This is a genomic window from Jiella avicenniae (genome assembly GCF_021390325.1).
GTDB lineage: Bacteria > Pseudomonadota > Alphaproteobacteria > Rhizobiales > Rhizobiaceae > Jiella > Jiella avicenniae.
In genome coordinates this window covers 79,422-91,699 of sequence record NZ_JAJUWU010000021.1, presented here as the reverse complement: position 1 = coordinate 91,699, position 12,278 = coordinate 79,422, and the positions used below count along the sequence as shown (strand labels likewise).

At 67.8% G+C, this 12,278-nt stretch carries 9 protein-coding genes; all 9 read left to right on the top strand.

Annotated features, from left to right (window positions below; translation table 11 throughout):
- Positions 1–151 precede the first annotated feature (151 nt).
- Positions 152–1,216, top strand: a complete 1,065-nt coding sequence (locus LZD57_RS19665; protein ID WP_233721286.1) for an OmpA family protein — start codon at positions 152–154, stop codon at positions 1,214–1,216.
- 261 nt (positions 1,217–1,477) lie between these two features.
- Positions 1,478–4,561, top strand: coding sequence for a caspase family protein (locus tag LZD57_RS19660; RefSeq protein ID WP_233721285.1), 3,084 nt, complete (start codon positions 1,478–1,480; stop codon positions 4,559–4,561).
- A gap of 90 nt (positions 4,562–4,651) precedes the next feature.
- The gene (locus LZD57_RS19655; protein ID WP_233721284.1) at positions 4,652–6,133 is read left to right on the top strand and encodes a hypothetical protein; all 1,482 of its coding nucleotides are present in this window, start codon (positions 4,652–4,654) and stop codon (positions 6,131–6,133) included.
- Between the two features lie 110 nt (positions 6,134–6,243).
- Positions 6,244–6,783, top strand: a complete 540-nt coding sequence (locus tag LZD57_RS19650; protein WP_233721283.1) for a hypothetical protein — start codon at positions 6,244–6,246, stop codon at positions 6,781–6,783.
- 184 nt (positions 6,784–6,967) lie between these two features.
- Positions 6,968–8,143, top strand: coding sequence for a hypothetical protein (locus LZD57_RS19645; RefSeq protein ID WP_233721282.1), 1,176 nt, complete (start codon positions 6,968–6,970; stop codon positions 8,141–8,143).
- Between the two features lie 40 nt (positions 8,144–8,183).
- Positions 8,184–8,921 carry a hypothetical protein gene (locus tag LZD57_RS19640; RefSeq protein ID WP_233721281.1) on the top strand — a complete coding sequence of 246 codons (738 nt, stop codon included), beginning with the start codon at positions 8,184–8,186 and terminating at the stop codon, positions 8,919–8,921.
- Positions 8,922–8,932: 11 nt separating this feature from the next.
- Complete coding sequence (locus LZD57_RS19635) at positions 8,933–9,991, top strand: trypsin-like serine peptidase (RefSeq protein WP_233721280.1); 1,059 nt, start codon at positions 8,933–8,935, stop codon at positions 9,989–9,991.
- 79 nt (positions 9,992–10,070) lie between these two features.
- On the top strand, positions 10,071–11,096 hold the full coding sequence (locus LZD57_RS19630) for an OmpA family protein (RefSeq protein WP_233721279.1): 1,026 nt from the start codon (positions 10,071–10,073) through the stop codon (positions 11,094–11,096).
- 105 nt (positions 11,097–11,201) lie between these two features.
- Positions 11,202–12,230: a hypothetical protein gene (locus tag LZD57_RS19625; protein ID WP_233721278.1), complete on the top strand. Its 1,029-nt coding sequence runs from the start codon at positions 11,202–11,204 to the stop codon at positions 12,228–12,230.
- The last annotated feature ends 48 nt before the right edge of the window (positions 12,231–12,278 follow it).

Sequence of the window (12,278 nt, the reverse complement as noted above, 5' to 3'; positions counted from 1 at the left end):
TCGGGGCTCCGCCCCGGCATGCACCGGAGGGGGGGGCCGGGGCCGGTAGCGTGGGCGGGCGTCGACCTTTCGGGACGCCTCGGAGGATTTCGCTCTGGCGCTTCCACTCGCCTCTCGACAGCCAGCGAGCTTCACCTTGAGGAGACAAACGATGCGCTCGACAGTTTCGACCACCGCCCTTCTGACCGCCGCCCTTGCGATGGGGACGGCCCTCGTCCCGCAGACCGCGAGCGCCGACGGCTATTACGGCCCGCGCACCAGCGCCGGAGAGATCAACCGCGTGATCAACGGCGCGTCCGGATACGGCCGCGGCCAGACCGGCTATGCCCATCGCAGCCATGGCGGCTACAGCGGCTACGGCCGCTACGACGGCTACGGCGGCTATTCCGGCTCCGTCTCGGGCGGCTACGGTCACGCCTACCACCATGTCGGTCATCGCTACGATCGCGACGGCTACGGCTACGGCTACGCCGACCGTGGCTATGGCCACGACGTCTCCGACCTCGACGACTTCACCGTCCATTCGCACCGGGCCGGCCGGCTGGTCTATCGCTATCAGACCGTTTCGCCCTTCGCTCCGGAGATCGACTATGCCGAACCGGCCGAGCCGACGGACGGCATGCAGGCCGAACTGGCAGGTCCCGAGCCGCGCAGCGACGTCGGCCGCCCGATCCTCTTCGCTTCCGGCAGCCAGCAGCTCTCCGAGACCGCCGCGGCCGATCTCGACCGCATCGGCAACATCCTTCTCGCCTATGCCGAAACCGACGTTCGCATCCTTCTCACCGCCTACACCGACGCGACCGGCACCCGGGAGCAGAACGAGGCGATTTCGATGAGGCGCATCGCGGTGGTCAAGGCCTACCTGGCCGACAAGTTCGACATTCCGGAGGATCGCTTCGTCGAGGCGCCATTCGGCGAGACGCCGGCTCCTGGCATCGAGGATCCTCTGGCCGGCGAAAATCGCCAGGTGGTCGTCGCGCTGCTCGGCCTCGATCTCGACCCGACCTCGGACGGCGCCCTCGCCGACGCCGGCGAAACGACTTCGACCCCGGCGGCGAGCTATCGCTCGGCCGAAAGCCCCGAGCCGACCTGCAGCGTGCCCGCCTACCCCCATGCCGACTACAAAGTCGAAGGCCGCCTCGTCGCGGTGGGCTTCCAGGATCTCGACGACTTCGGCGGCGGCCGCGTCGTCCAGGTCTGCAAGGTCGGCCACTGAAACCGGCAACGAGGGGCGAGCCGGAAACCTCCGGCCGCCCCTTCGCTTTGCGGCCGGGCCCCGAGGCCAGGGCGCCCCATCACCAAGGGTTCGCGCAACGGCCTCGAGGTGACGATGACCGCGAAACTCCGGGAAACCGGGAATTCCGTTTCGTGAGTTCCGAGTTCATCCTTCTGCCTCTTCCAGATCCACTTTCCCGACGGGTTTCAACCGCTCGACTTCGTGGTAGAACTTCGACGGGGCATTGAGGACGTGACGACAATGCGCGGGGTAAAAAGCCTGGGAGTTCTCCTACGTCACGTCGCCGTTTTGGCGCCGCTCTTCTTCGCCCTTTCCCCCCTGCATGCCCATGGCGAAGAAAGGCTGCGCGCCGGCGCCCCCGTCGTCGACACGGTGCGCACCCAGGTGACGGCCGCCATCGCCGGCATCCTGACCTCGAACTGCATCGCCCCGGACGCGCCCCGCCCCTACGATCTCACCTATCTCGGCCTTCCCGCGGGCGATCCGCACGTCTCGGAGAGCCTGAGGTCGCGCATCAACGGCGCGCTGCAGGAAGCGATCCGTGGATCGGGCCTGGCGATCAACGTCAACGCCGCCGAGAATGCCCGGGCGCTGCTGCCGATCCTCGGTTTCGATGCGGAGAGCGGTCGGCAGCTCGAACAGATGGTCAACCGCCTCTACGCCTCGACCTTTGCCGTCGCCGTGCAGGTGTCGCGGCCGAATGTCGACGTCTCCCGTCTCACCATCGCGATCTTCGCCCGCTCGGAAGGCGGTTCCTACAGCTGCAACCGCACCGTCGGCATCAATCTGCACATGCCGTCCTTCACCGTGATCGGCGACTTCAGGAGTTCGAGCGCCGATCTCGTCGAACTGTCGGGCGCCTATCAGGCGGTCCTGGCCGCCGTGGCGCCGAAACTCTCCACCGCCACCAGCCTGACCTTCCGGCCGAACGTGCATGTCGACGGCAATTGCGGCCTGTCGGAGCGTGCCGCCGACACTTTCACGACCGCCTATTTCGAGATGCAGCAGGGCGAACTTGCCGCCTGGCTCGACGGCAAGTCGCTGCCGTCGCTGATGATCGGCAGCGGCGACGAAAAGACCGAAGGCGTCGTCATGGACGTCGATTACCGCCTGCCCGCCACGGACGGCCGCACCGTCGACCTGACGATCACCATCCGCACGGGCAACACCGTCCTCGCCCGACGGCAGGCCCTCGCCGTCGCCGATCCGGGAATGCTCGACGGCTGCCGCCCCGAAACCGTCGTCGAGGCCACCGCCGCAGCCGCCCCGCCCGCCGTGACGAGCGCGCCCCCTGCCGCAGCGCCGGCCGGGGCGAAAGCCGCGCCCGAGACCGGCCCGACCCCGGTGAACCCGGGTTCGTCCGACCGACCGGTCGCCACGACCGAAGGTGGATCGGCCGTGGCCGAGGAGAGCACCGGCGCCGACGACGGCCGCCCGCCGCAGCGCCACCTCTTCGTCATCGCCAATCACGACTACCGCTATGCCGAGGACGTGCGCTTCGCCGGCAACGACGCCAGCGCGGTCGAGAAACTCTTCGTCGAGCAGTTCGGCCTCGCCCCGGCCAACATCACCCGCTACGAGGACCTGACCAAGGGCGAACTCGAATATCTCTTCGGCGATGCCGACAAGCCTGGGACGATCGGCAATCAGATCTCCTCCCCCGATGCCGAGGTCTATGTCTATTTCGTCGGCCACGGGTCGCGCTCCTTCATGGGCGGCAGCAACGACCGGACCCCCTATCTCCTCGGCATCGACAGCCGGCCGGATCGCCTCGATCTCACCGGCTACGACCTCAACACCCTGATCGGCCAGCTCGCCGCCATGCGGGAAAAGGCCTTCCCGCGGGGCCGGGTGGTCGTCATGCTGGAGAGCTGCTTTTCCGGCCGATCCGACGCCGGCGATCTCGTCACCGGCGTCAGCGCGCCGACCTCCGGCGAAGCGCCGGTGCTGAAGGCCGAAAAGGGGGTCACGCTGATCGCAGCCGCCCATTCCGACCAGGTCGCGGTGTGGGATCCCGAATACCGCCACGGCATCTTCACCGACGCGCTCGTCTCGGCGCTCTACGGCGAGGCGGACGAGACGCGCTTCGGCGGCAATGGGGACGGCCGCGTCACCGTTGCCGAACTCGAGAGCTTCCTCGACAACCGGATGTCTCGCCGGATCAAGCAGTTGCGCCCGGAATTTCGGCAGACGCCGGAGATCGACGGCGCGGCGGCTTCAAGCGTCATCTTCACCCTGCCCGACGACGGCGTCGGCCGCGAGGAAGCGACGGAGCGCGAGCATTACGAACTCCTGACGGCGCGGGAAATCCTGGAATCGAAGGATCTCGGCGGCGTCCAGCCCTATCTGCGCGGCTGCGTCTATTGCCCGCTGAAGGACGAACTGCGCGACCTCGCCCAGACGGAACGCCGCCGCGAGGCGATCTGCCGGGCCGAGGAGCGCCATGCGGCCGAGCTGCTCAAGAAGGGCAGCGCGCTGGAGATCGGCGCCTATCTGCAGCGATGCGAATGCTGCGGCAACCGCGAGCCGCTCGAAAAGCGCGTCGCCGAGCTGAAGCAGCCGGATCCGGCGGCGCTGAAGGACGAGGCGCTGTGGGCGGCGGCCGAAAGGGACGCAACGCTCGACGCCTTCTGGTACTACGTGCAGAACTGCGAGGAATGCACCCGCAAGCGCGACGGCGAAAAGAAGGTCGCCGGCATCTGCCAGCGCGCCCACGAGACGGTCGACGCGCAGTTTCCGGCCGACCGCTCTTACGACGGCCTTCTGCGCTATCTGGCGAGCTGCAACGACCTGCCGCCGGTCTGCGGCTCCTGCCGGAAGATGGGCGAGGCGATCAAGCTCGTCTCCGAGATCGAGAGCCGACCCGACTTCGCCGCTCCGGCGGTCGCGAGCCAGCCGGTAGGCGGCGCGCCGGAACGGGCCGTCGCCGCCGAGAGCGAGGACCTCAAGGCCTACAAGACGGCGATGGCGTCCACCGAACCGGCCGACTACGACGCGTTCCTCGCGCGCTTCCCGACCAGCGTCTACGGCCCGGAGATCAAGGAGCGGCTGACCAGCCTGCTCGCCCAGGAGGCCACCTGGGAGGAAGTCTCGAACGCCCACACCGTCGAAGCCTACCGGCGCTACGTCCTGCAATATCCGAGCGGCAAGCATCTGCGCGAGGCCCGCGACCGGATCGAGATGCTGCAGGACGAGACCGACTGGCAGCGGGTGCTGGTCGAGCGCAGCCGCGACGCGCTGGCGGAGTATCTCAGGAAGCGTCCGACCGGTCGCTACGCAGATCACGCGCGCCAGCTCGTCCGGGAGTTCGACGAAAAGGGCTGACGGACGAGCCATGACCGGGCCGTCCGCAGCGGCCTGCAGGCGGCTCGGGCCGCCACGATCATCGAGATGATACCGCAAAGGGGTACGAGTATGGGGCAGCCCGACACGCTCTTCACCTGGTCCGAGACCGCCCGGTCGGAATTCGAGGCCCTCGTCGACGGCACCGACGCCTCCGACCGTTTCCGCCTCGCCCTCGCCCAGATGATCGCCAATGGCTGGGGCGCCAATCGCGACAAGCCGGTCTGGGCGCTGGCCGGCACGCTGGCGCTGTTCGGCGAAACCGGGGCGGGACTCGCCAGTTCGCTCGACTTCCTCTGGATGCCGGCGAACGAGGTGTTCTCCCATCTCGCCGCCTGCCGTCATCCGGCCGTTTCCGCCAACGAAAGCGGCTCCTACCATCTGAAGCTTCCCGGCGGCGGCCTGATGCTCGACCGCTTCCGGCTGAAGCTCCTGCAGAAATACCTCGAATTCCTGATCACCTGCGACGGCTTTGCCCATTCCGGCGAGGTCGCCGCCCTGCTCGACGCCTGCCTGAAAGGCGGCCTCGCCGACAAGACGGCGACCGACACGGCGGTGAAGACGATCGCCAGGATCCTCTACCGCTACCGGGCCGACCATTTCGACGACGGACACGCCACCTCGGCCTTCTCGATCCTGAGGGCCTATCTCGCCGCGGTCGGCGACGTGATCACCGACGACACCGTCTTCGACTTCTGGTCGGCCGAGACCAACGGCCACTTCAAGACCTATCAGGCGAGCTATTTCGCCCTGAAGGACTATGTCGACGCGCTCGCGGACGCCCGTTCGCGGGCGGCGATGCGGCGCGCCGGCGAGATCGACGCGCCCGGCCTTGCGGGCGAGCTGTCGGTCGACTTCGTCGATCCCTTCGACTTCGAAGAAGCGGACGAGGAGGAAGGGACGGGCGACATCACCGACGACGTCGAACAGGCGGCGGCCGCCTATGGCGGCGGCGAGGATGCGACCGTCGCGGCATTGAAGGCGATCGCCGAGAGCGAGGTCAAGCTGATCAAGAAGCGCGAGGAGATGCTGGCCGCGCCGATCGTCTCGGCCGGCGCCTTCGGCTGCAGCCTGCCGCTGGCGACGCTGAGGCTCCTCGCGTTCCACCCGATCCAGTCTGCGCTTTCCAATTCCTTGAGGACGGGAAAGGCCACGCTCTCGCTGAAGGAGCGGGTCACCTGCATCGAAGCCCGGCGCTACGGCGTGCTCATGGGCGAAGTCGGTGAACTCGAGGCCGCGATGACCGAATGGCTGAAGATCGCCTTCGCCGTCCGGTCGGAGGAAGCGACGGGCAATGCCCGGGCCGATGCCATCCGGGCCGAGGGCGTGCAGCTTCTGAAGGCGCGGCGCAGCCAATCGCTGGCGAAGCCGCGCGAGGAGCTCGCGCTGGCCTTCGCAAGGGTCGAGCGTGCCCTGATGGCCCTGGCTCGCACCCTCGGCGCCTTTCGCGCTGCCGCCCGCGGCCAGGCGGGGCCGAGCGGCGATCTCGATGCCGGCTTCGAGGCCGACAGGGCGAAGTTCGCGGCCCATCTCAGCCGCCTCTACGCCGACTGAATTCTCCGCCGCCGACTGCCGATCGGCAGACCCGGCAGCCCAGACGAACGACGACCGCCCTGCTCGAGACCGAAGGTCCCGCAGAGGACCAAGCTGAAAGGGATGACACCATGACGATCCGCCTCGACCAGATCACCTCGCCGGAACTTCTCGAGGCGGCAGAGCGCCGTTTCGTCGATCGCCGCGCCGCCCGGGATCTCGCCGGCCACGGCGCCGAAGGGACCGAGGGCGCCGGCCGCCTCGACGTCGCGGCGTTTCTCGCCGGACACGTCACCGAGACCTCCGGTGCGCCGATCCCGATCGGGCTGTTGCGGCTGCGGCGACAATATCTCCAGAGCCGCAGCCTCGCCTTCTCCACGGTCGCCCGGGCCGCCAGCACCGAAACCGACGTCGCCCGCACCGTCGGCGGCTTCCGGCTGGAACTCGTCGAGGAGAGCGACGCCGTCTTCGTGATCGTTTCTCCCAATGCGGACGGTGAGTTGCCCCGTCACCTTACCTTGATCCACGAAGAAAAGAGATTGTCACTCGACATTCCCTTGGGTAATCCTATCGGCGGCATCCTGCAGATCGGGCTCGATCCGCGGTCGGCCGGCGACTTCAGGACGATCGAATTCCTGAAGGATCCCACGACGGAGATCTATCTTTCGTAAGTGAACTGAAATCACCGCATTTTCTCTTCGGAAGTTCAGGTATCCGACGGGAATCTGCGAGGAAGGTGTCGAGAAGAACCGGATGCGAGCGCTTGAAACCGTGCGTCAATTCGCGCACAGTCCGGCTTCCGACCCCGTTTTCGATGCGGCGCGTTTCGCGGCGAACGGCAACGCGCGAAAGTGTATGCGTGTCATCATTCCGACCACGGCCAAGCCGGTCGATCTCCGGGCCATCAAGCGTCGTCCGCGGGTTCCCGCAAGCTACATGGCGATCGCCGGCGACTTTCGCCCGCTCGCCCTTTCCTCGGACTACCACCGTTTCGTCAACGGCCCGCTGCGCCTCGTCGTGGCCGACCTGCCCTCCACCGAACTCAGCCTTTCCGATGCGCTGGACTGTGGCCGCTCCTGGGAATTGCCGGTGCTCATCGCTCACCTCGTCGAGGCTGCCGGGCGATTGGAAGACGGCGAGCCGACGCTCGTCTGGGCAACGGGGATGGTCGACGCCGATCTCAACCCCCAGACCGCCGACTACCACGTCCCGCTGAAGCTCGAACTGTCGCGGCCGCTGTTTCGCGAAGCCGAGGCCGACGGCCTCAAGACGGTGATGGTCGTGCCGCCGCCGCAAAGTTCAGGAGAGCGCAGCCAGATCGAGGCCTTCGCCGCAGAATTCGGCGCCGAACTGACGATCGCCGCTTCGCTGGCGGATGTGATGGCTGCCTTCGGCATCGAGCTCGACGGCGGCGCACCCGACGTCGAGGACGACAGGCCCCCCGAACCCCGCCATTTTCCGGAACGCCACGATACGGCATCGAGCGGTCTGACCGAAGATGGCCGGAGCACGCGTTCGCAGCGGGGCCGCCTCATCCTCGGCCTCGGCGGCACCGCCTTCCTCGCACTCGCCGCCGCCGGCAGCGCGCTTTTCTTCTCTGAGCATTCCACTCCCGCTCTCGACAAGGGGCATGAGCCCGAACGGGCCGTTCTCGCCGCGAGCGAAAGCCTCGCGGTGGACGGGCTCTATGCGGAGAACAGAGCGGCATGTCAGGAAAAGATCTACAGCGGCGGGCAATTGGCGATCGAGCCGGCCAGTCGCGTTCCCGGCGGTTTCGCGCTGAGGGCGAGCGAGGGTCTGTGTGGTCTCAGGCTGCGCAATCTCTCGGATCAGGCGCAGAAGCTTTTCGTCGACGCCCGGCTGACCAGTCTCGCCATTCCCGGCGGGGCGTCGGTGCTCTCCGGCGGGGACCTGTCCTCCGGCGAAACCACCCTTCTGTATTTTGCCCGACCGCCGACCCCGCTCGAGGCCGAGGCCAGGACGCGCGACTCCAGCGGACGGGAAAACCGCGTTTCGATCGCGATCAGATAGACGGCCGGTTTTCGGCGAGCTGGGAGATGGGAGGACCGGCATGACCGCAGGATACCGCTCAGATCGGCGTTCGATCGCCCGGCCGCGCCGGCTGCGGACCGTCTCCGCGGGTCTTGCCGGCTTCGTATCGATCCTCGCGCCGTGCCTTTCGCTTCCGGCACTCGCGCAGAGCGACGTCAACGCCATTCTCGGCGGGGAAACGCCGGCCGCAGACGGCGCCGGCGGCACGCCCGGCCTGCGCTCCGCGCCCTTTCCCGGCGCGGCGGGGCAGCAGGCGGACGTCCCATCGCAGGGGCAGGCCATGCCGGTCGCTCCGCTCCGCCCGGGCAACGACGAGCGCTGGCTGACCAGCGAGCACCCGGTGGAGAACCTTTCGGTGATCTCGGTGCATCCGCTGCCGGGCGAAAAGTGCCAGGACGTCCTTTTCGACATCCGCCCCTCGACGCGGGTTCGTCACAGCCCGAACGTCGACGGCACGCTGGATTTCGATCTCGGCGAACTCTGCCTTCTCGGCATCCGCAACGAATCCGACCGGCGGACCGTCGTGGTGCGCGTCGGCGAGGAGCTGAAGACCGTCGCCATCGTCGCGGACAGCCGGCTGAACTCCGGCATCGCGCTCGGTCCCGGCCGCGAGATCATGACGCCGATCCGGCCGCTCGACGTCAAGGCCCTGACGGTGGCCGTCGAGGCGGTGTGGGACGACCAGATCGACGCCGCCTCCCCGACCGTCGAGAGCTTCGCGCTCAGGCTGGCCAACAAGAGCAAACCCGGAAGCTGAGGAGACCAGCCATGGCACGCCCCCTCGACGACCTCTGCCGCCTCGGCAAGTCCCGCAAGCGCCGCTTCGCGGCCGTCCTCGCCGCCGCGATGCTCGGCAGCGCGGCTTTCGCCCCGACAGCCTCGGCGATCGACTTCAAGCTGCCGGCCGAAGATTACGGCAAGGTCGTCCTGCCGCTCCGCCAGTCGCTCGGCGACGCGGCCCGCGACGTCGTCGACCGGCAGAACGTCTTCGAACCGATCGGCCTACTGCGCGACGACGACCCGATGCGTCGGCTTTCCCGGGCCATCGGCCGGCTCGACCTGAAAGTCGAGGAGAACGGCAAGGAATTTCTCTCCACCTGCACCGCGACGATCGTCGAGGGCAATCTGGTTCTGACCAACTACCACTGCATTCCGGGTTTTTCCGGCAAGGTCCTCGAGGCTTCGCTTCTGCTCGACTATTACGGTCCCGACAGCCAGACCACCCGCATCCCGGTCGAGACCACCCCGGTCGAGAACGATCCGAAGCTCGACTATTCGCTGTCGCGCCTCGCCGGCGCCCCTCCGGCCGACCTCCTGCCGGTGCCGTTCTCGCGCGAGCGCACTCGGCCCCTGGAGCGCCTCATCGTCGTCCACCATCCGGCCGGCCAGCCGAAGATGATGACGCAGTTCCGCTGCTATGCCGCCGACAAGCAGGAGGACGGTCCGCTCCTGCGGCACCGCTGCGACACGCTGCCCGGTTCCTCCGGCGCCCTGATCTTCAATTCGGACCGGCAGGTGGTCGGCATCCACCACTCGGGCGGCCTGAACGAGAACGATCCGTCGAGCTTCAACGAAGGCTCGAACACCGTCGACATCATCGGCGAGAGCGCCTTCCTCCACCTTTCCCCGGCAGCCGGTGGAGGCGCCGCGGTCGCCAGTGCGCCCTCGGCGGCATCGTCCACCACCGCGACGCCGGCGGCGACCACCGGCCAGCCCATCCCGTCGAAGGCCGCGGGCGGCCGGCAGCCGGCGGCGGGCGCGAGCCAGAACGAAACCATCGGCGGCAGCGGCGCGGCCAAACCATACAACGACATTCTCGGCCAGTGAGGCCCAGGAAGCGCTCTGGCCCTTCCACTTCGAGAAACGACCGATCAACCGCATCAAAAGGCTGAGGACAATGGCAAGGATGACGGGTTCGACAATCGGAACGGGCAGCAGCCCGGCAAGGCCCGGCACGCAGCGCGCCGGCACTCTGGCGCGGCTGCTGCTGGCGACGACGATGGCCTCGGCGGCACCGTCGGCCCTCGGCATCGGACCGGTCGCAATCGCCCAGCAGACCAAGCCGCACGAGATGACGGAGCGGGCCGAGCGCATCATCAAGACCCTGCGCCCCGCCGCGCGCAGCCGCTACGACGACGCCGCCTATGCGAACCGGATCATCCAGATGGAGATCCCGCTTCCCGGCCGGCACGGCATGAAGAAGGTCATCCTGAACTACAACCATTCGGTCGACCTCGCCGTCTACTACGATTTCGACAGCTTCGACATCACCCGCGAAACGGCCGAGGTCCTCGACGATCTCGGTTACGCGCTGGAGGCGAGCGAGCTCGAGGGCAGCCAGTACCTCATTGCCGGCCACACCGACGCCGCGGGCAAGGAAGCCTACAACCAGTGGCTCTCGGAAAGCCGGGCACTGTCGGCCAAGCGCTATCTGGTGAAGAACTTCCGCATCGATCCCGACCGGCTGATCGTCGTCGGCTTCGGCGAGACGCGCCTCGCCGACCGGCGCCGGCCGCGCGACGGCATCAATCGCCGCGTCGAGATCACCCTGATCGAGGACGGCTATTCCGGACCGACGGCGGAGCGTTTCGAGGCGCCGCGGGCCACCTATCACAAGGGCCCCGCCCCCAGCGCCGAGGATCTCGGTCTCGCCGAATACGGCGCTGCCGAAGCCTCGCCGACCGTTGCCGACGACTGCGCGGGGACGGAAGGAATCGCCGATCCCCGGCCGGCCAATACCGGCCTCGACGACTTCGGCAACCGCCCGACGCCGGTCCCCTGCAGCGACGTTTCCGGCGAGGGCACCGAGCCGGAGCCGGTTGCCGCCGAGGCACCCGAGCCCGCGCCGGCACCGGGAGCCGACACGGCGACGCCGGCGGTCTCTCCCCCGGCCAATCCCGCCGCCGACCAGAACTCGGCGATCGGAAATTGAGGGAGGGACACGACGAACCACCGTCAGACTGAGCCGCCCGGCGCCTTGCCGAGCAACCGATCCCCCAATCCCCCAGAACCAGTGACAAGGAACCGGAGAGCCCCGATGAAGATGCTCGCAAGAACCGCCGCCGCCGCGATGATCGGCCTTTGCACCATGGCCGGCGCCGCCCATGCCGCCACCCTCAACGTTCTCGTCATGCAGGAGGACTGGGACACCGAGAGCCTGGCGCGCAACAACCGCATCCAGAATGCGGTGCTGTCGACGATCAACCAGACGCTCAATGCGCCCGCCTATCAGTCACAGCTCCAGAAGTACGGCATCCAGGGCCTCGACGTTTACGACGAGACCGCTTTGACGCTGAACTTCTATCAGCAGGATCGCCAGCGCCGCACCGACGAGGAACTGATCTCGGTCGTCCGGTCCGTCGACAATCCGCAGATGGACTACGTCGTCCCATACACGATCTACGCCCGTGCGGTGACCGACCCCTATAGCGGCATCGTCAAGCTGCAGATGTCGCTGAACTACCGCGCCATCGACGTGCGCAGCGGCCGTTTCGCCGGCGGCGACAACCTCGATCTCGACACCAAGGGCACGTCCTTCGCCGGATGCGCCGCCGGCCTGAACGGCACGCCGGCCGATCCGCACTGCATCAAGGAGTTCGTCTCCCAGAACGGCGAGAAGCTGGCCCGCAACGCCGGCAACAAGCTGGCGATCCAGCTCGCCGCGCTCCTTGGCCGCGCAAGTGGCGGATATGCGTCCGACGGCGGTCACGATGCCGGTGTCAACGACTCGATCGAGGGAGACGTCGCCGCTCTGCCCAGCCACGGCGTCGGCGGCTCGGCCTGCGACAACCCGCCGACCGTCTTCGCCGTCACCTTCCGCGGCTTCGAGCAGCGCCAGATGAACGCCGTCGAAGAGTACATGGCCTACTGGAAGTGCGCCCTCGATCTCGACGTCTCGAAGTCGGACTTTTCGGAGATCACCTTCTCCTACAAGACCCGCACCGACCAGCAGCGCGTCCTGCGCAACATCCGGCTGATGCTCGAACTGATGGGCGTCGTCGCCGAGCCGCAGACGGAGGGCTCGAACGGCATCGTCGTCGAGGCTCTCGGCATCCGCGAGAACTGAGAAAAGCGAGGCGCCCGCCCGCCGGCGGGCGCCTCCGCCCCATGAGCC

Bases quoted from the DNA above. Each gene is read 5' to 3' on its own strand.
- LZD57_RS19635 (WP_233721280.1), top strand. From the start codon at position 8,933: ATGGCACGCCCCCTCGACGACCTCTGCCGCCTCGGCAAGTCCCGCAAG.
- LZD57_RS19645 (WP_233721282.1), top strand. From the start codon at position 6,968: ATGCGTGTCATCATTCCGACCACGGCCAAGCCGGTCGATCTCCGGGCC.
- LZD57_RS19640 (WP_233721281.1), top strand. From the start codon at position 8,184: ATGACCGCAGGATACCGCTCAGATCGGCGTTCGATCGCCCGGCCGCGC.
- LZD57_RS19650 (WP_233721283.1), top strand. From the start codon at position 6,244: ATGACGATCCGCCTCGACCAGATCACCTCGCCGGAACTTCTCGAGGCG.
- LZD57_RS19655 (WP_233721284.1), top strand. From the start codon at position 4,652: ATGGGGCAGCCCGACACGCTCTTCACCTGGTCCGAGACCGCCCGGTCG.
- LZD57_RS19625 (WP_233721278.1), top strand. From the start codon at position 11,202: ATGAAGATGCTCGCAAGAACCGCCGCCGCCGCGATGATCGGCCTTTGC.
- LZD57_RS19660 (WP_233721285.1), top strand. From the start codon at position 1,478: ATGCGCGGGGTAAAAAGCCTGGGAGTTCTCCTACGTCACGTCGCCGTT.
- LZD57_RS19665 (WP_233721286.1), top strand. From the start codon at position 152: ATGCGCTCGACAGTTTCGACCACCGCCCTTCTGACCGCCGCCCTTGCG.
- LZD57_RS19630 (WP_233721279.1), top strand. From the start codon at position 10,071: ATGACGGGTTCGACAATCGGAACGGGCAGCAGCCCGGCAAGGCCCGGC.